The organism is Streptomyces mirabilis (genome assembly GCF_039503195.1).
Classification (GTDB): Bacteria; Actinomycetota; Actinomycetes; order Streptomycetales; family Streptomycetaceae; genus Streptomyces; species Streptomyces mirabilis_D.
Window position 1 is genome coordinate 7,725,798 of the sequence record NZ_JBCJKP010000001.1, and the last position, 19,510, is coordinate 7,745,307.

14 protein-coding genes are annotated in these 19,510 nt (G+C 68.2%); 11 read left to right on the forward strand and 3 right to left on the reverse strand.

What is annotated here, in order from left to right; translation table 11 throughout:
- The first annotated feature begins 296 nt into the window (after positions 1–296).
- The 10 genes from ngcE (at position 297) to AAFF41_RS35245 (ending at position 14,216) form a co-directional block, all read left to right on the forward strand.
- Positions 297–1,748: an N-acetylglucosamine/diacetylchitobiose ABC transporter substrate-binding protein gene (gene ngcE / locus AAFF41_RS35200; protein ID WP_319748541.1), complete on the forward strand. Its 1,452-nt coding sequence runs from the start codon at positions 297–299 to the stop codon at positions 1,746–1,748.
- 59 nt (positions 1,749–1,807) lie between these two features.
- Positions 1,808–2,731: a carbohydrate ABC transporter permease gene (locus AAFF41_RS35205; RefSeq protein ID WP_054234021.1), complete on the forward strand. Its 924-nt coding sequence runs from the start codon at positions 1,808–1,810 to the stop codon at positions 2,729–2,731.
- A 1-nt stretch (position 2,732) separates the two neighbouring features.
- Positions 2,733–3,653 carry a carbohydrate ABC transporter permease gene (locus AAFF41_RS35210; RefSeq protein WP_319748542.1) on the forward strand — a complete coding sequence of 307 codons (921 nt, stop codon included), beginning with the start codon at positions 2,733–2,735 and terminating at the stop codon, positions 3,651–3,653.
- A gap of 503 nt (positions 3,654–4,156) precedes the next feature.
- Complete coding sequence (locus AAFF41_RS35215; RefSeq protein ID WP_319748543.1) at positions 4,157–5,356, forward strand: ROK family transcriptional regulator; 1,200 nt, start codon at positions 4,157–4,159, stop codon at positions 5,354–5,356.
- A gap of 133 nt (positions 5,357–5,489) precedes the next feature.
- Complete coding sequence (locus tag AAFF41_RS35220) at positions 5,490–6,590, forward strand: substrate-binding domain-containing protein (RefSeq protein WP_319748612.1); 1,101 nt, start codon at positions 5,490–5,492, stop codon at positions 6,588–6,590.
- Positions 6,591–6,792: 202 nt separating this feature from the next.
- Positions 6,793–7,584, forward strand: coding sequence for an ATP-binding cassette domain-containing protein (locus AAFF41_RS35225; RefSeq protein ID WP_054234017.1), 792 nt, complete (start codon positions 6,793–6,795; stop codon positions 7,582–7,584).
- Complete coding sequence (locus AAFF41_RS35230) at positions 7,581–8,873, forward strand: sugar ABC transporter permease (RefSeq protein WP_319748544.1); 1,293 nt, start codon at positions 7,581–7,583, stop codon at positions 8,871–8,873. Before AAFF41_RS35225 ends, AAFF41_RS35230 begins: the two co-directional genes overlap by 4 nt.
- A gap of 196 nt (positions 8,874–9,069) precedes the next feature.
- Positions 9,070–11,001, forward strand: a complete 1,932-nt coding sequence (dxs, locus tag AAFF41_RS35235) for a 1-deoxy-D-xylulose-5-phosphate synthase (protein ID WP_060899985.1) — start codon at positions 9,070–9,072, stop codon at positions 10,999–11,001.
- A gap of 153 nt (positions 11,002–11,154) precedes the next feature.
- The gene (locus AAFF41_RS35240) at positions 11,155–12,675 is read left to right on the forward strand and encodes an amino acid permease (protein ID WP_319748545.1); all 1,521 of its coding nucleotides are present in this window, start codon (positions 11,155–11,157) and stop codon (positions 12,673–12,675) included.
- A gap of 74 nt (positions 12,676–12,749) precedes the next feature.
- A complete protein-coding gene (locus AAFF41_RS35245; protein WP_319748546.1) occupies positions 12,750–14,216 on the forward strand; it encodes an ArnT family glycosyltransferase in 1,467 nt (488 codons plus the stop codon).
- 77 nt (positions 14,217–14,293) lie between these two features.
- Here AAFF41_RS35245 and AAFF41_RS35250 read toward each other — a convergent pair whose 3' ends face one another.
- Entirely contained in the window at positions 14,294–14,668 is a 375-nt protein-coding gene (locus tag AAFF41_RS35250) for an NTP pyrophosphohydrolase (protein WP_319748547.1), read from the reverse strand.
- 174 nt (positions 14,669–14,842) lie between these two features.
- Here AAFF41_RS35250 and AAFF41_RS35255 point away from each other — a divergent pair, with 174 nt between their 5' ends.
- Complete coding sequence (locus tag AAFF41_RS35255) at positions 14,843–15,859, forward strand: PLL family lectin (protein WP_343325192.1); 1,017 nt, start codon at positions 14,843–14,845, stop codon at positions 15,857–15,859.
- Positions 15,860–16,094: 235 nt separating this feature from the next.
- Here AAFF41_RS35255 and AAFF41_RS35260 read toward each other — a convergent pair whose 3' ends face one another.
- Positions 16,095–18,221, reverse strand: coding sequence for a 3-hydroxyacyl-CoA dehydrogenase NAD-binding domain-containing protein (locus AAFF41_RS35260; protein WP_343325193.1), 2,127 nt, complete (start codon positions 18,219–18,221; stop codon positions 16,095–16,097).
- Positions 18,218–19,444 carry a thiolase family protein gene (locus AAFF41_RS35265; protein ID WP_319748550.1) on the reverse strand — a complete coding sequence of 409 codons (1,227 nt, stop codon included), beginning with the start codon at positions 19,442–19,444 and terminating at the stop codon, positions 18,218–18,220. The genes AAFF41_RS35260 and AAFF41_RS35265 overlap by 4 nt, the downstream gene beginning before the upstream one ends.
- Positions 19,445–19,510 lie beyond the last annotated feature (66 nt).

Here is a 19,510-nt window from a genome sequence, read left to right on the forward strand (position 1 = left end):
CGGACGCCCCATATTTCCGCGAGGTCTCAACTCGGAAAAGACCCGCGGGTAAACCCGCTTTCGATCTTGCTCCGCTGACGGGAAGTGGACTATACCTGTCGGCACCCGCCCAGCCGTTCGACGGCCGCGGGCAGGCACGTCCCGGGGGGAATCGGACGTCGGCGGCCAGTGTGACGGGCAGGGATCGCCGCGTTGACCGACTGAATCCCTCACGCACGACCCCAGCTTGACCTAACCGCGGTGCCGGGGAGGATCCGGTTCACCGCCTGAGTCCTGGAGAAGGCGAGGACTTGAGCATGGGATCCACTTCCGCCGAGAACAGCAACACCGAGGGTGTCGGCCGCCGTGACCTGATCAAGCGGTCCGCGGCGCTCGGCCTGATTTCCGTACCGACGATGAGCTTTTTGTCCGCTTGCGCGAGCAGCGACAGCGGTTCCGGTACCAAGGCCAAGGCCGGCAAGAAGACCACGAAGAACCCGCTGGGCGTCAACGAGACGGCCCCGCTCGCCGTCGTCATCTTCGACGGCGGATTCGGTACGAAGTACGCGACCGACGCCAACGCCCAGTACAAGACGGCCTACCCGAAGGCCAAGGTCAACTTCCATGCGACCCAGAAGATCCAGTCCGAACTGCAGCCCAAGTTCAACGGCGGTACCCCGCCGGACCTGATCGACAACTCCGGCGCCCAGCAGATGGACATGGGCGTGCTCGTCGGCAAGAAGCAGCTCACCGACCTGACCCCGCTCCTCGACGCGCCGTCCATCGACGACCCGTCGAAGAAGGTCCGCGACACGCTGCGCCCCGGCATCGTGGAGATGGGCCAGTTCGACGGCGCGCCGGTCTGGATCATGTACTACGCGTACACCGTCTACGGCGTCTGGTACTCGCAGACCGCCCTCGACAAGCTCGACGCGACGTACCCCGAGACCTGGGACGCGATGCTCGCGCTGTGCGAGAAGGCGAAGAAGAAGGGCATGGCCGGCTGGACGTACGCGGGCAAGTACCCGTACTACCTGCCGTTCTCGCTCTACCCCTTCATCGCCAAGATCGGCGGCCGGGAGGTTCTCGACAAGATCGACAACCTGGAGCCCAACGCCTGGAAGGACCCGGCCGTCAAGTCGGCGTTCGAGGCGTACTACGAGCTCTACAAGAAGGGTTACATCCTTCAGGGCACCCCGGGCATCGACCACATCCAGTCGCAGACCGCCTGGGCCAAGGGCAAGGCACTCTTCATCCCGAACGGCTCCTGGGTGGAGAACGAGTCCGCGAACGTCATCCCGAAGGACTTCAACCTGGCCGTCAGCGGCCCGACCGGCCTGGACAGCTCCGACAAGATGCCGTTCGGCACCATCTGGGCCTCCGGTGGCGAGCCCTTCATCGTGCCGGCCAAGGCGAACAACCCCGAGGGAGGCATGGAGCAGCTGCGCATCATGCTCAGCGAGGCCTCGTCGAAGAACTTCACCAGCCAGGTGAAATCGCTGACCGCCTACAACGGCGGCACCGACGGCATCACGCTGACCCCGGGCCTCAAGTCCGGTGTCGCGGCCCTGGAGAAGGCCGGGACCAACGTGGTCAACCCGCGGCTCCAGGACTGGTACGTGAAGCTTCAGAAGGAGCAGATCGGTGTCGCCGGTCTCGGCGAGATGATGGCAGGGCGGCTGACCCCGGCCGAGGCCATCAAGAAGATCCAGGGCTACGCGGACGCGGCGGCCAAGGACCAGTCCATCAAGCACTACAAGCACCAGTAGCGGCGCGTGTCCACGCGTCGCCGGCGGTGGCATCCGCGATTCGATCGGGGTCGGTAACCATGCAACACGGCAAGTACCGGTTCATCGTGGGGTTCTTGGTGGCCCCCTTGGCGTTGTACGCGATCTTCGTGATCTGGCCCTTCGTCCAGGCCATCTACTACTCGTTCACGGACTGGACCGGTCTGAGCCCCGACTTCAAGATGGTCGGTTTCGCCAACTACACCAGAATGCTGCACGACGACATCTTCTGGAAGTCGTTGCAGCACAGTCTGCTGTTCGCGTTGCTGCTGCCGCTGGTGACGCTGGGCCTCGCGCTCTTCTTCGCCTTCATGCTCAATGTCGGTGGGCGGCGCCGAAAAGGCGCCGCCATCACCGGAGTGCGCGGTTCGGGTTTCTACAAAATCGCCTACTTCTTCCCGCAGGTGCTGTCGATCGCGATCGTCTCCCTGCTTTTCCAATTCGCCTACAACCCCAACGACGGCGTCATCAACGGGACGTTGAAGGCCATCGGCCTCGGCAGTGTCCAGCCGGACTGGCTGGGCGACCCGAACCTCGCCCTGTGGTGTGTGATGGCGGTGCTGCTGTGGAGCACGGTCGGGTTCTTCGTCGTGCTGTTCTCGGCGGGCATGGCGTCGATTCCGAAGGACTTCTACGAGGCCGCGCTGCTCGACGGCGCGAGCCGCGCCACCACCTTCTTCAAGATCACCCTTCCGCTGCTCTGGGACACCGTGCAGTCGGGATGGGTGTACATGGGGATCCTGGCGCTCGGCGCCGAGGCGTTCGCCGCCGTACAGATCATGACCGTGGGTCCCGGCGGCCCCGACTACTCGACCACGGTCCTTCCGCTGTACGTGTACCAATCGGCGTTCCGTGACGCGAACGCCGCCTACGCCACCACGATCGGTGTCGCGCTGCTCATCGTCACGCTGCTGTTCGCGGCGATCGTGATGCGAGTGGGCCGGCGCGAGCGGTTGGAGTTCTAGCATGAAGACCACTGACACCCCGCCGCCCGTGGAACCGGTCGAGGACCGTCCTCAGGTGGCAAAGGAGAAGGCGCCGCCGGAAAAGGCGAAGAGCAGTGAGGGCGGCGTCCTCAACGCCTTCTCGCACGGCATTCTCATCATCTGGGCGATCATGGTCGTACTGCCGCTGCTGTGGGCGGTGATGACGTCCTTCAAGAACGACGACTCCATTTTCAGCTCGCCCTGGTCGCTGCCGGACAAACTGCACTTCGACAACTGGTCGCGCGCGTGGTCGCAGGCCCACATGAGCGACTACTTCGGCAATACCCTCATCGTGGTGGGATTCTCGCTGGTCGGTACGCTCGTGCTCGGCTCGATGGCGGCGTACGTGCTCGCCCGATTCGAGTTCCCGGGCAACCGCTTCATCTACTTCCTCTTCGTCGGAGGAATGAGTTTCCCGATCATGCTGGCTCTGGTGCCGTTGTTCTACGTCCTGAACAACATGAGTCTGCTGAACACACTGCCGGGTCTGATCCTCGTCTACATCGCCTACTCGCTGCCGTTCACGGTCTTCTTCCTGACCTCGTTCTTCAGGACACTGCCGACCTCGATCGCCGAGGCGGCGTTCGTCGACGGTGCCTCGCACACCAGGACGTTCTTCCAGATCATGCTGCCGATGGCCAAGCCGGGGCTGATCAGCGTCGGGATCTTCAACTTCCTGGGCCAGTGGAACCAGTACATGCTCCCCACCGTGCTGAACACCGACCCCGACAAGAAGGTCCTCTCCCAGGGCCTGGTCGAGCTGGCGACCAGTCAGGGCTACAAGGGCGACTGGTCGGGCCTCTTCGCGGGCCTGGTGATGGCCATGCTCCCGGTGCTGGCCGCGTACATCATCTTCCAGCGACAGGTGGTCCAGGGGCTGACGGCGGGGGCTCTCAAGTAGGCCGAGCGAGGTAACGGCCACATCCGTCGAACACCGAGAACTCTCCGGAGTACGTAATCCCTTCCGAAGACGCGGAAGGGATTACGCGTACTCGGTCCCGCACATTCAGGCACCTGCGGTTCCGCACATTCGGCCCCGACTATTCGGCCCCGACTATTTCGTCCCGACTACTCGGTCCCGCCCACTCGGTTCCGCATTCCCCGGTCCCCCGAAAACGGCCCACTCGCCCGGAGGGGATGTGCGGGGGCCCACGCCCGGCGGGGCGGCGTCGTGGTCGCGGCCTTGATCTTGTACGCCGGGACGGCGACAACTTGTAATCAGCCGGGGTGTGACCTGGGCCATAGAAGGATCTACGGCCCAGTCTGTCCCGCACACGTGTGCTCATCCGCGCCCGATGCAGCTCAACCTCTTGACGGGAGGTAACCCAAACAGCTCAGCTTAGAGTTCACTAGTTGGACATAGGCGGGGCCTCATCGTGGCGGCCTCGTACGCGGGAGGTCGTCGTGGAGACTCCGGGGTCGCAGTCGTCGCTGCACCGAGCCAATCTGGAGCGCGTCGTACGTGCGGTGCGCCTTGCCGGTTCGCTCACGCAGGCGGAGATCGCGAGGACGACGGGCCTCTCCGCCGCGACCGTTTCCAATATCGTCCGAGAGCTCAAGGACGGCGGAACGGTCGAGGTCACCCCCACTTCGGCGGGTGGCCGCAGGGCCCGCAGCGTGTCCCTGAGCGGTGACGCCGGCATCGTGATCGGCGTCGACTTCGGCCATACGCATCTGCGCGTCGCGGTCGGGAACCTCGCCCACCAGGTGCTGGCCGAGGAGTCCGAGCCGCTGGACGTGGACGCGAGCGCCGCACAGGGCTTCGACCGGGCGGAAGAGCTGGTCAGCCGCCTGATCGCGGCGACCGGGGTGGACCCCTCCAAGATCGCGGGCGTGGGGCTCGGCGTGCCCGGTCCCATCGACGTGGAGTCGGGGACCCTGGGGTCCACCGCGATCCTGCCGGGCTGGACCGGCGCGAAGCCCGCCGAGGAGCTGCGCGGGCGGCTCGGCGTGCCCGTGTACGTGGACAACGACGCCAACCTGGGCGCGCTCGGCGAACTGGTCTGGGGCAGTGGGCGCGGGGTCAAGGACCTGGCGTACATCAAGGTCGCGAGCGGTGTCGGCGCCGGGCTGGTGATCGACGGCAAGATCTACCGCGGGCCCGGCGGCACGGCGGGCGAAATCGGGCATATTACTCTTGATGAATCCGGTCCCGTCTGTCGCTGTGGCAATCGGGGCTGCCTGGAGACCTTCGCGGCGGCGCGCTATGTGCTGCCGCTTCTGCAGTCCAGCCATGGCACGGACCTGACCATGGAAGGCGTCGTCAGGCTGGCTCGGGAGGGTGATCCGGGTTGTCGTCGGGTGATCGCCGATGTCGGCCGTCACATCGGAAGCGGGGTTGCGAATCTCTGCAACCTGCTCAACCCGAGTCGGGTGGTCCTCGGCGGCGACCTCGCCGAGGCCGGCGAACTCGTTCTCGGACCCATCAGGGAGTCGGTCGGCCGGTATGCGATCCCCAGTGCCGCACGTCAACTCTCGGTGCTGCCAGGGGCACTTGGCGGCCGTGCGGAGGTGCTCGGGGCCCTTGCTCTCGCGCTCAGCGAGATGGGCGATTCGACCCTTTTGGACGGATCGCTGTCCGCGAGTGCCCCTGCCTTCACTTAGAGAACGCATGGCACCGTTGCCATCTCGTTAAGTATTTACTTCTTGACGTCGCTCGCGTGGCCGAGTTGACTTCCAGCCACCTCGGCCGCAACGACGCGGCCTCGTCAGGGAGGTTTCAAGAGTGAACACGCGTATGCGTCGTGCCGCGTTTGCCGTTGCCGCTGGTGCGATGGCCGTTTCGCTGGCTGCTTGTGGCAGTGCCAAGGAGTCCGGTGGCAGCAAGAGCGACAGCTCCGGCTCCGCCAAGAAGGGCGACGCGATCAAGGTCGGCCTGCTCCTTCCCGAGAACCAGACCGCGCGTTACGAGAAGTTCGACAAGCCTCTGATCGAGAAGAAGGTCAAGGAGCTTACGAACAACAAGGGCGAGGTCGTCTACGCCAACGCCAAGCAGGACGCGAGCACGCAGAACCAGCAGGTCGACACGATGATCACCAACAAGGTGGATGTCCTCATCGTCGACGCTGTGGACTCTGCGGCCATCAAGAACTCGGTCCAGAAGGCCAAGGACGCCGGCATCCCCGTCGTCGCCTACGACCGTCTCGCCCAGGGCCCGATCAGCGGCTACACGTCGTTCGACAACACGACCGTCGGCAAGACGCAGGGTGAGGCCCTCCTCACCGCGCTCGGCTCCAAGGCCAAGTCCGGCAAGATCGTGATGATGAACGGGTCGTCCACCGACCCGAACGCCGCCCAGTTCAAGGCCGGTGCCCACTCCGTCCTCGACGGCAAGGTGAACGTCGGCAAGGAGTACGACACCAAGGACTGGAAGCCGGAGAACGCCAACGCCAACATGGAGGGCGCCATCTCCGCCCTCGGCAAGAAGAACATCGTCGGCGTCTACTCCGCCAACGACGGCATGGCCGGCGGTATCATCACGGCCCTGAAGGCCGCGGGCATCTCCGTCCCGGTCACCGGCCAGGACGCCGAGCTCGCGGGTGTGCAGCGCATCATCGCCGGTGAGCAGTTCATGAGCGTCTACAAGCCGTACGCCCCCGAGGCCGACGCCGCCGCCGAGATGGCTGTCGCGCTCGCCCAGGGCAAGTCGCTCGACACCGTCGCCAAGGACAAGGTCGACAGCCCGACCGACAAGGCGATCCCGTCGGTCATCGTCGCGGTCGTCTCGCTGACCAAGGCCAACATCAACGACACCGTCATCAAGGACGGCGTCTACACGGTCAGCGACATCTGCACGAGCGCCTACAAGGCCAAGTGCGACGCGCTCGGCATCAAGTAGTCCGAGCAACTGAAGTAGCCGCCGCAAGTCTCTATCCACGTACGGGAATCCGTTCTTGAATTTCCGTACGGGACTTGCGTCATCGAAAGCCCCTCCGGCGCCCCGCATCCATCAGCCCCGCAAAGCTAGGGCGGGGCGCCGGACGGAACACCCCCTCCACAAACTTCTGCACAACCTCCCGCCGGGTCAGGCGGCGAAGGAGATGGTTAACGTGTCCGCTACGCCTGTCCTGGCGTTGCGCGGGGTCTCCAAGCGATTCGGTGCCGTCCAGGCGCTCACCGATGTAGAGCTTGAGGTCCACGCCGGCGAAGTGGTCGCCCTGGTGGGCGACAACGGCGCCGGAAAGTCCACGCTGGTGAAGACGATCGCCGGCGTGCACCCCATCGATGAAGGCGCCATCGAGTGGGACGGCAAGGCCGTCCACATCAACAAGCCGCAGGACGCCCAGGGCCTCGGTATCGCGACCGTGTACCAGGACCTGGCGCTGTGCGACAACATCGACGTCGTCGGCAACCTCTACCTGGGCCGGGAGCTGAAGAAGCGCGGCATCCTGGACGAGGTCGAGATGGAGCGCCGCTCCCGCGAGCTGCTGGACACGCTGTCCATCCGTATCCCCAGCGTCCGCATCCCGATCGCCTCGCTCTCCGGCGGTCAGCGCCAGACCGTGGCGATCGCCCGCTCGATGCTCGGCGAGCCCAAGCTCGTCATCCTCGACGAGCCCACCGCGGCCCTCGGTGTCGAGCAGACCGCCCAGGTGCTCGACCTCGTCGAGCGGCTGCGTGAGCGCGGTCACGCGGTCATCCTCATCAGCCACAACATGGCGGATGTGAAGGCCGTGGCCGACAAGGTCGCCGTCCTGCGCCTCGGGCGCAACAACGGCATCTTCGAGGTCAAGTCGACCTCGCAGGAAGAGATCATCTCCGCCATCACGGGCGCCACGGAGAACGCCGTGACCCGTCGTGCGGCGCGCAGCAATGGGGAGGCTCAGAAGTGAGCATCGACAAGACCTCTGAGACCCCCGAGGACCACGTCGTGGAGAACCCCGAGGCGGCCGCCGCGGCGGTCACCGCGATCGATCCCCGGCTCCTCGTGCGCGAGCAGGGCCTCGCGGGCTACGCCTCCGAGTTCAAGCGCAAGATGAAGGCCGGTGACCTGGGCTCCATCCCGGTCGTCCTCGGCCTGGTCATCATCTGGATCATCTTCCAGAGCCTGAACTCCAACTTCCTCACCGCGGGCAACCTGTCCGACATCTCCGTCGCCATGGTCGGCACGGGCATGATCGCCGTCGGTATCGTCTTCGTGCTGCTGCTCGGTGAGATCGACCTGTCGGTCGGTTCGGTCTCCGGTGTCGCCGGCGCCGCGTTCGCGGTGCTGAACGTCACGCACGGCATGAACGAGTATCTGGCCTTCGTGCTGGCCATCCTCACCGGCACGGTCGCGGGCGCGCTCCACGGCTTCGTGTTCGCGCGCATCGGTGTGCCGGCCTTCGCCGTCACCCTGGCCGGTCTGCTGTTCTGGAACGGCTTCATGCTCCAGATCCTGGGCAGCAACGGCACCATCAACCTGGACAGCAACGGTCTCGTCGCCAAGCTGACCAGCTACTACTTCACCGATGTCGCCGCCGCCTACGCGCTCGCCATCGGCGTCACCGCCGTGTTCTTCCTCAGCTCCTTCTACGGCAACAAGCGCCGCGAGGCCGCGGGTGTGCCGGCCCGGCCGCTGAGCGAGACGATCCTGCGCACCGCGCTGCTGGCGATCGTCGCCTTCGCCGTGGCGATCACCTACAACCAGTACAAGGGCCTTCCGCTGGCCGTGGTGATCTTCATCGCGGTCCTGCTGATCACGGACTTCGTGCTGCGCCGGACCGCGTACGGCCGGAAGATCTTCGCGCTCGGTGGCAGCGTCGAGGCCTCCCGGCGTGCCGGTATCAACGTGGAGATGGTGCGGATCTCGGTCTTCGCGATCTCCGGTACGTTCGCCGCCATCGGCGGTCTGTTCATCGCCTCGAAGATCGCCTCCGCCAACCAGGGCGCGGGCGCGGGTGACCTCCTGATGAACGCGATCGCCGCGGCGGTCATCGGTGGCACCAGCCTCTTCGGTGGTCGCGGTCGTACGTGGAACGCGCTGCTGGGTGTGCTGGTGATCGTGTCCATCCAGTACGGTCTGGCGCTGCAGGGCATCGCGTCGCCTATCCAGTACATGATCACCGGTGGTGTGCTTCTCGCCACGGTCGTCATCGACGCCGTCACCCGCAAGACGCAGAAGACGGCCGGTCGCGCGTAGCGGTTCGCGGGGAGGCTGCGGACCGGCTCCGGCCGGTCGCGCAGTTCCCCGCTCCCCTGTGGGGCGCGCTGCTCGCAGCCCCCTTCGAACCTGTGCCCGGCGCCAATGGCGGTGCCGGGCACAGTCATGTCCTGGCGGAACATTAGACTCGACAGGCCCGGCAAAGCTCGAACAGCTCTACTGCAAGGAGGCACGGGTGCCGCTGCTGACCCGCATCAGGGGACCGCGCGATCTGGACCGGCTCAGCCTGGAGCAGCTGGACCAGCTGGCCGGCGAGATCAGGACCTTTCTCGTCGACGCGGTCTCCAAGACAGGCGGCCACCTGGGCCCCAATCTCGGTGTCGTGGAGCTCACCATCGCCCTGCACCGCGTCTTCGAGTCGCCGAAGGACAGGGTGTTGTGGGACACCGGTCACCAGTCCTACGTCCACAAGCTGCTCACCGGCCGTCAGGACTTCTCGAAGCTGAAGATGAAGGGCGGCCTGTCCGGCTATCCCTCGCAGGCCGAGTCCGAGCACGACGTGATCGAGAACTCGCACGCCTCCACGGTCCTCGGCTGGGCCGACGGTCTGGCGAAGGCCAACGAGGTGCTCGACAGGGACGACCACGTGGTCGCCGTCATCGGTGACGGCGCTCTCACCGGTGGCATGGCCTGGGAGGCGCTCAACAACATCGCGGACGCCAAGGACCGTCACCTGGTCATCGTCGTCAACGACAACGAGCGTTCGTACGCCCCCACGATCGGCGGCCTCGCGAACCACCTGGCGACCCTGCGCACCACGGACGGCTACGAGCGCTTCCTCGCCCGGGGGAAGGACCTCCTGGAGCGCACGCCGGTCGTCGGCAAGCCGCTCTACGAGACGCTGCACGGCGCGAAGAAGGGGCTCAAGGACTTCATCGCCCCGCAGGGCATGTTCGAGGATCTGGGCCTGAAGTACGTCGGCCCGATCGACGGCCACGACATCGAGGCCCTGGAGTCGGCGCTGGCCCGCGCCAAGCGCTTCGGCGGCCCGGTCATCGTGCACTGCCTCACCGAGAAGGGCCGCGGCTACCAGCCCGCCCTGCAGGACGAGGCGGACCGCTTCCACGCCGTCGGCAAGATCCACCCCGACACGGGCCTGCCGATCGCCTCCTCCGGCGCCGACTGGACCTCCGTCTTCGGCGAGGAGATGGTCAAGCTCGGCCAGGAGCGCAAGGACGTGGTCGCCATCACGGCCGCGATGCTCCAGCCGGTCGGCCTCGACAAGTTCGCCAAGGTCTTCCCCAAACGGGTGTACGACGTCGGCATCGCGGAGCAGCACGGCGCCGTGTCCGCGGCGGGCCTGGCGACCGGCGGACTGCATCCCGTCTTCGCCGTGTACGCGACCTTCCTCAACCGTGCCTTCGACCAGGTCCTGATGGACGTGGCCCTGCACAAGTGCGGCGTGACGTTCGTGCTGGACCGCGCGGGGGTCACCGGCACCGACGGCGCCTCGCACAACGGCATGTGGGACATGTCGATCCTTCAGGTGGTGCCGGGTCTCAGGCTCGCCGCGCCGCGTGACGCCGACCAGGTCCGCGCCCAGCTGCGCGAGGCCGTCGACGTGACCGACGCGCCGACCGTGGTCCGCTTCTCCAAGGGCGCGGTCGGTCCGGCGGTGCCCGCGGTGGGCCGGATCGGCGGCATGGACGTGCTGCGTGAGCCGGGCACCGACGCGCCCGACGTGCTCCTCGTCTCCGTCGGCGCCCTCGCGCCCATGTGCCTGGAGATCGCCGGTCTCCTCGACCAGCAGGGCATCTCCACGACTGTCGTCGACCCGCGCTGGGTCAAGCCGGTCGACGAGGCCATGGCCCCGCTCGCCGAGCAGCACCGCGTGGTCGTCACCGTCGAGGACAACTCCCGGGTGGGCGGCGTCGGATCGACGATCGCGCAGGCCCTGCGCGACGCGGGTGTCGACGTCCCGCTGCGCGACTTCGGCATCCCGCCGCGCTTCCTCGACCACGCCTCGCGCGCCGAGGTCATGGCGGAGATCGGCCTGACCGCACCGGACATCGCCCGTCAGGTCACCGGTCTCGTCTCCAAGCTCGACGGCCGCTTCCCGGGGGCCGCCGCGCAGGCGGTGGACTCGGTGGAGCCCGCCCGCGACTGACGTACCACCGTCGAACGCAGGTCCATCGGGCCGGTTTCGCCACCCCGCACGGGTGGCGAAACCGGCCCATTTGCGTGAACTCGACCGCCTCGGGGCATGCGCGGTACACGCCCCCTCGATCATGTCGAGGACACCAAGCGTGGAGGTAGGCCAGTGAGCAGCACCCTCTTCAGGACTAAGAAGGTCGAACAGTCGATCTTGGACACTGAGGAGCCGGAGCACGCACTCAAGAAGTCGCTGTCGGCTCTGGATCTCACCGTCTTCGGCGTCGGTGTCATCATCGGAACCGGCATCTTCGTCCTCACCGGCAAGGTCGCCAGGGAGAACGCGGGCCCCGCGGTCTCGCTGGCGTTCGTCGTCGCGGGTGTCGTCTGCGCCCTGGCGGCGCTGTGCTACGCGGAGTTCGCCTCCACGGTCCCGGTGGCGGGGTCCGCGTACACCTTCGCGTACGCCTCGCTCGGTGAGCTGCCCGCCTGGATCATCGGCTGGGACCTGGTGCTGGAGTTCGCGCTCGGTACGGCGGTGGTGGCCGTCGGCTGGTCGGGGTACGTGCGCTCGCTGCTGGACAACGCGGGCTGGCATCTGCCGGACTATCTCAGCGGGCGTGAGGGGTCCTCCGGGTTCGGGTTCGACATCCTCGCCGCCGCGCTGGTGCTGGTGCTCACGGCGATCCTGGTCATCGGCGTGAAGCTCTCCGCCCGCGTCACCACGGTCGTCGTCGCCATCAAGGTCACCGTCGTGATGATCGTGATCATCGCGGGCGCCTTCTTCATCGTGGGTGACAACTACAGGCCCTTCATCCCCAAGGCGCAGGCCCAGGAGGCGGGCAGCAGTCTCAAAGCCCCGCTCGTCCAGCTCATCTTCGGCTACACACCCACCAACTTCGGCGTGATGGGCATCTTCACCGCCGCCTCCGTCGTCTTCTTCGCCTTCATCGGCTTCGACGTGGTGGCGACGGCCGCGGAGGAGACCAAGAACCCGCAGCGGGACATGCCGCGCGGCATCCTGGGCTCGCTCTTCATCTGCACCGCTCTCTATGTGGCCGTGTCGATCGTCGTCACCGGCATGCAGAGGTACGACCGGCTGTCCATCGACGCCCCGCTCGCCGACGCCTTCAAGGCGACCGGGCACCCCTGGTACGCGGGCGTCATCAGCTTCGGCGCCGCGGTCGGTCTGACCACGGTCTGCATGATCCTGCTGCTCGGCCAGACCCGGGTCTTCTTCGCGATGAGCCGCGACGGACTGCTGCCGCGGTTCTTCTCCCGGGTCCACCCCAGGTTCCGCACCCCGCACCGGCCGACCATCCTGCTCGGTGTGATCATCGCGATCGTGGCGGGCTTCACCAGCCTCAGCGAACTGGCCGAACTGGTCAACATCGGTACGCTCTTCGCCTTCGTCGTCGTCGCGATCGGCGTCGTCATCCTCCGCCACACCCGCCCCGACCTGCACCGCTCCTTCCGCACCCCGCTGGTCCCGCTGGTCCCGATCGTCTCCGTCCTCGCCTCGCTGTGGCTGATGCTCAACCTGCCGGCCGAGACCTGGCTGCGGTTCGCGATCTGGATGGTGATCGGCTTCGTCGTCTACTTCCTGTACGGCCGCTCGCACAGCCGTCTCGCGCGGCACGAGGAGACGAGCGGGGCCGCGGTGCACCCGCCGCGCCCCGACACCCAGTGATCGGCCCCCATTGATGCTCCGGCCCCGTATGTCCCGCTTCGGTGGAGGCCGCGGGGCCGGATAGCGTGCACCGTATGCTCGCCGGGCTCCTGGAATCACCACGCTCCGCAGCCGCGTCACGGATGTCGGGCCCCGGCTACTGGAGACGGCTGCTGCCCCTCCTCGGGGTGCTGGTCTGTCTCACCCGGACCCCCTCCTTCGTACGGCCGCTGTGGAACCCCGACGAGGGCTATCTCGCCGTACAGGCGCGGATACTGGCGGGCGGGGGAGAGCTCTACGAGACCGTCGTGGACCGCAAGCCGCCGCTCGTGCCGTGGTTGTACGAGGCGGCGTTCGCGGTGTTCGGTTCCGGTTCGCTGACGTCCGTGCGCGTCCTCGCGATCGTGGCCCAGCTGTCGACCGCCGTGCTGCTGGCCTCGCTGGCCCGGCGTCGCTGGGGCGATCGGGCCGGGCGCACGGCCGGGGTGCTGTACGCGCTGGTCTCCATCGGGCTCAACCCCGAGGACGCGCAGGCGGCGACCTTCGAGGTGTTCATACTGCCCTGCACGACGGCCGCGATGTGGTGCGCCGACCGGTGCCGCTGGGGCGCCGCGGGGGTCGCCGTGGCCTGCTCCTTCCTGACCAAGCAGACCGGCGGGGTGGTGATGGTGCCGGTGCTCTGGATGCTGTGGCGCCAGGAGAAGGACCCCCGAAAGGGCCTGCTGTGGCTGGGAGGTGGCGTGGCCGCCCCGGTCCTGGGTGCGGCGCTGCTCACCACCCCGGCGGGTTTCCTGTTCTGGACGGTCACCGGCTCGGGTGCCTACGTCTCCTTCAGGGGCTCCGAACTGCACGTCCTGTCACGGGGGTTGACCAACACGGGGATCCTCGCGGCGGCCTGTGCGGGCCTGATCCCGCCGATCCTGCGGGCGCTGCGCGTGGCCCGCGCCGGCGCGGCCGAACTCTGGCTGTGGCTGGGCTCGTCGGCGGTGGCGGTCCTGGTCGGGTTCCACTTCTTCGGCCACTACTACCTGCAACTCATTCCGTCCGTGGCCCTGTTGGCGACGGCCGCGCTCCAGATCCTGCCCCGCGACCGCCTGGTGACCGCCGTCTTCGCCTCGGTCGGGTGTTGCGCGCTGTTCCTGGCCTGGGGCCTGCTCGCGCCACGCCCCGAACTCGGACACGCCCAGCGCCTCGCCGCAGCCCTGCACCACCGTACGGATCCCGGGGACCGCGTCCTCGTGTGGGGCATACACCCGGAGACGTACTGGCTGGCGAACCGGACCCCCGCCAGCCGCTATCTGACCGCCGGGCTCCTCACCAACTACAGCGGGGGCCGTGACGGTCCCCAGGTCGGCGAGAAGTACGCCGTCGAGGGCGCCTGGCCGGTGTTCCGCGCGGAACTGACGGCTCACCCACCGGCCCTGGTCGTCGACGACTCCCGGGGCAAGCCGTACGCCCCCGACCGGGTCAGCTCGCTGCGCCGGCTGCTGGCCGCGGGATACGAGGAGTCGGGCACGGTGGACGGGGCGGTGCTGTACGCCCGCACGGGGCCGCCGGACTGACGCCGGGGCCACGCCGCTCACCCGGGCTCGCCCCGCCCGCCCGCCGACCCGTCCCGGCCCAGCGGTCGCGCGCCGGCTCAGGAGGGCCCCCGTACCGTCCGGGGTCCCGCCACCTCCGCGCCCGCCTCGCTCACCCTGCGCCGCAGTTCACGGTCCGCCGTGACGACCAGGACGGGGCGGTCACCGGCCTCGGTCACCGCCTCGACGATGCGGTCGTCGCCGCTGCCGGGTGCCTCCACGACCCGTACGCCGGGGACGGACTCCACCCCCTTGGCCGCGCCCTCCACCACGAGGACCAGCTCCACCGGACCCTCGTGTCCGGGCAGTCCGTCCCGGGCGAGCCGGTCCCGCAGCCGCTCCGCGGCACCCCGGCGGTCGCGCCACCAGCCGTCGGGGACGGAGCCGACGACGTTGGCGGCGTCGATGATCACGAGCAGAGGCTGGTCGGTCATCCGACCAGCGTCGCACGGCAGGTCACGTCATGCGGACCAGATCCGGGCGCGCAGCCTCGGGGCAGAGCGAAGGGGCGCGGGCCGCACCTGCCTGTACTACCGGGAGGCCGGCACCCAGGCGATGACGAGAGGGCCCCGGATCAAGACGAGAGGGCCCCGGATTAAAGTGAACCGGTGAACGGCGAATGGCTCAGACGCGGTCGCGACGGCAGGCTCAGTGCGTACCTGCTGTCGGGCACCGCCGTCCACTGCCGGGCGGAGCGCGGCCCCGGCGGCCCCTGGGACCCACCGCGCACCATCGGCGGCGAGCAGCGCCTGCACCCCGTCCTCGCCGTCGGCCAGGGCGCCGACGGCTACACCCACCTCGTCTCCTGGCGCCCCACCGTGCCCGGCGAGTCCGGGCTCATGCACACCACGCACTTCCGGCCGCGGCTCGCCGCGCTCGACTGGCATGCGATCGGGCACCCCGACAGGACGGGTGACCGCACCGGTACGCCGGCCGTCGCGGTCGACGCGCAGGGGCGTGCGCACGTCTTCGTGCGCAACAAGGGCGGCGGGGTCAGCATGGTCGCCCAGAAGGAGAAGGGCGGCTGGGATCCGTGGCGCGACCTCAAGGGCAGCGACGTACGGGAGGATCTGGCGGCCGTGACGGGGGAGTCCGGGCTCGTCGAGCTGTACGCGGCCGTGCCGGACGGGGTCGCCCACTGGCGCCAGGAGGAGCCGGGCAAGCAGCCGGTGCTCCAGGAGTCCCTGGAGACATCCGTACGCCCCGGAACTCTCCGCGTCCTCGCCACCTCCCCCTCCTCCACCACCCTCTTCTTCACCGACGAGGCGGGTGACGTGTGCGCGTGGCGCCCGGGCACCAAGCCTGTCGCCGTGCTCGCGTCGGCCGGTCCCGGACCCGTCTCGGCGATCCGGTGTGAACTCGACGGCTACGACTGCACGTTGCTCGCGCAGCGGTCGGCGAGCGGGCGGATCGTCTTCGCCGCGTATCCCACCGAGCAGGAGGCGGCGGGGGCGTGGTGGACCGAGTCGGGTCCTGGGCTTCCCGTCGGGGCCGAGGTGTCTTTGGCGGAGGACGAGGAGGGGCGTGTGGTCGCGGCGACGGTCGCCCCCGGCCGTGAGGAGCTCCTCCTCACCCGGCGCAAGGATGAACCGGGCTTGGCGTTGGAGGCGTGGCGCCCGGTGTAACAGCCGTTTCCCGCCCCCGCCGCCCTTACCCGTCCCATCCCTGGGGGCTCCGCCCCCAGCCTCCCGGCCGACTCTCCGTCTGCGGCCCGGCGGTGGCTGGTCGCGCAGTTCCCCGCGCCCCTTGAGCGCGCTGGCGCGCACTCTCAGCCCGTCCGGCGTTCGAGGACGAGGGAAACGACGGGTGCCCCGTACGCCACGTCGGCATACAGGGCACCCGGGAGACGGAGCGGAGCGGCTACGCGGGGACGGAAGCCACCCCGGCCTCGAGGAACCGCTTGCCGGTCACTCGCTCGGAGACGCCCTCACGGTCCAGGTACGGAGTGATCCCGCCCAGGTGGAAGGGCCAGCCGGCACCGGTGATCAGGCAGAGGTCGATGTCCTGGGCCTCGGCGACGACACCCTCGTCGAGCATCAGACCGATCTCCTGGGCGACCGCGTCCAGGACACGGGCACGCACCTGCTCCTCCGTGAGGACCGCGTCGCCCTGCTTCAGGAGCGCCGCGACCTCGGGGTCCAGCTCCGGCTTCCCGGAGTCGTACACGTAGAAGCCGCGCTTGCCCGCCTTGACGACGGCCGCGAGGTTCGGCGAGACCGTGAAGCGGTCCGGGAAGGCCCGGTTGAGGGTCTCCGAGACGTGCAGGCCGATGGCCGGACCGACCAGCTCAAGGAGCACCAGCGGAGACATCGGCAGACCCAGCGGCTCGACCGCCTTCTCCGCGACCTCGACCGGCGTGCCCTCGTCGATGACGTTCTGGATCTCGCCCATGAAGCGGGTGAGGATGCGGTTGACGACGAACGCCGGGGCGTCCTTCACCAGTACCGCGGTCTTCTTCAGCTTCTTGGCGACGGCGAAGGCCGTGGCCAGCGAGGCGTCGTCCGTCCGCTCGCCGCGCACGATCTCGAGGAGCGGCAGGATCGCGACCGGGTTGAAGAAGTGGAAGCCCACGACCCGCTCGGGGTTCTTCAGCTTCGACGCCATCTCCGTCACCGAGAGGGAGGAGGTGTTGGTGGCGAGGATCGCGTGCGCCGGGGCGACCGCCTCGACCTCCGCGAACACCTGCTGCTTGACGCCGATCTCCTCGAAGACGGCCTCGATGATGAAGTCGGCGTCGGAGAATCCCTCGGCCTTGTCCAGGACACCGGTCACCAGCGCCTTGAGGCGGTTGGCCTTGTCCTGGTTGACGCGGGACTTCGCCAGCAGCTTGTCGATCTCGGCGTGGACGTAGCCCACACCCTTGTCGACGCGCTCCTGGTCGATGTCCGTGAGGACGACCGGTACTTCGAGGCGGCGCAGGAAGAGCAGGGCGAGCTGCGAGGCCATCAGGCCCGCGCCCACGACGCCCACCTTGGTGATCGGACGGGCCAGGTTCTTGTCCGGCGCGCCCGCGGGGCGCTTGCCGCGCTTCTGGACCAGGTTGAAGGCGTAGATGCCGGAACGCAGTTCGCCGCCCATGATCAGGTCGGCGAGGGCGATGTCCTCGGCGTCGTAGCCCTTCTGCAGGTCGCCGTCCTTGGCCGCCTCGATGATGTCGAGGGCGCGGTACGCGGCCGGAGCCGCCCCGTGCACCTTGCCGTCGGCGATGAACCGGCCCTTGGCGACGGCCTGGTCCCAGGCCTCGCCGCGGTCGATCTCGGGACGCTCGACCGCGATGTCGCCCTTGAGGACGGACGCGGTCCAGATCAGCGACTGCTCGAGGAAGTCGGCGCCTTCGAAGAGGGCGTCGGCGATGCCGAGGTCGAAGACCTGCTTGCCCTTGAGCTGCTTGTTCTGGTTGAGCGAGTTCTCGATGATGACCGAGACGGCCTTGTCGGCGCCGATCAGGTTCGGCAGCAGCGTGCAGCCGCCCCAGCCCGGGACCAGACCGAGGAAGACCTCGGGGAGGGAGAAGGCCGCGATGGCCTTCGACACCGTGCGGTACTGGCAGTGCAGACCGACCTCGACACCGCCCCCCATCGCCGCGCCGTTGTAGTACGCGAAGGTCGGGACGGCCAGCGCCGCGAGACGCTTGAAGACCTCGTGGCCGCCCTTGCCGATGGCGAGCGCGTCGTCGTGGTGCTTGAGGAGCTCGACGCCCTTCAGGTCCGCGCCGACCGCGAAGATGAACGGCTTGCCGGTGACGCCGACACCGACGATCTCGCCGGCCGCGGCCTCCTTCTCGACCTGGTCGATCGCGGCGCTCAGGTTCGCCAGCGAGGCCGGGCCGAAGGTGGTCGGCTTGGTGTGGTCGAAACCGTTGTCAAGGGTGATGAGCGCGAAACGCCCGGCACCGAACGGCAGGTCGAGGTGGCGTACGTGCGCGGACGTCACGACCTCGTCGGGGAACAGCTCGGCCGCACCCTTCAGGAGTTCAGCGGTGCTCACTTGTTGCCTCCGGCGTCCTTGTGGTGCGGGTTCTCCCAGATCACCGTGGCGCCCATGCCGAAGCCGACGCACATGGTGGTGAGGCCGTAACGGACCTCCGGCTGCTCCTCGAACTGGCGGGCCAGCTGCGTCATCAGACGTACGCCGGAGGAGGCGAGCGGGTGACCGAAGGCGATGGCGCCGCCGTACTGGTTCACGCGCGCGTCGTCGTCCGCGATGCCGTAGTGCTCGAGGAACGCCAGCACCTGGACGGCGAAGGCCTCGTTGACCTCGAAGAGGTTGATGTCCTCGATGGACAGACCCGCCTTGGCGAGGGCCTTCTCCGTCGCCGGGATCGGGCCGTAGCCCATGACCTCCGGCTCGACGCCCGCGAAGGCGTACGAGACGAGCCGCATCTTCACCGGCAGGTTGTGCTCGCGGGCGAAGTCCTCGCTCGCGATGATCGAGGCGGTGGCACCGTCGTTCAGACCGGCCGCGTTGCCGGCGGTGACCCGGCCGTGCACGCGGAACGGCGTCTTGAGCCCGGCCAGGTTCTCCAGCGTGGTGCCCGGGCGCATCGGCTCGTCGGCGGTGACCAGGCCCCAGCCGGTCTCACCGACCTCCGCGTTGGTGTTGCGCACCGAGATCGGCACCAGGTCCTGCTGGATCTTGCCGTTGGCGTACGCCTTGGCGGCCTTCTCCTGCGAGCGCACGGCGTACTCGTCGGCGCGCTGCTTGGTGATCTGCGGGTAGCGGTCGTGCAGGTTCTCGGCGGTCATGCCCATGAACAGGGCGGACTCGTCGACCAGCTTCTCGCTGACGAACCGCGGGTTCGGGTCCACGCCCTCGCCCATCGGGTGGCGGCCCATGTGCTCGACACCACCGGCGATGACGGCGTCGTAGGCACCGAAGGCGATGGAGCCCGCGGTGGTGGTGACGGCGGTCAGCGCGCCCGCGCACATACGGTCGATGGAGTAGCCGGGGACCGACTGCGGCAGCCCGGCGAGGATGCCCGCGGTCCGCCCCAGGGTCAGACCCTGGTCACCGATCTGCGTGGTCGCGGCGATGGCGACCTCGTCGATCTTCTTCGGGTCGAGGCCCGGGTTGCGACGCAGCAGCTCCCGGATGGCCTTCACGACGAGGTCGTCGGCGCGGGTCTCGTGGTAGATGCCCTTCGGGCCCGCCTTGCCGAACGGGGTGCGGACGCCGTCGACGAAGACGACGTCCCTGACGGTACGAGGCACGATGGCTCTCCTCCAGATGCGGGATGGCACTGCTGCGCGTCGCACGCGACTGAGCGCGCGCTCACC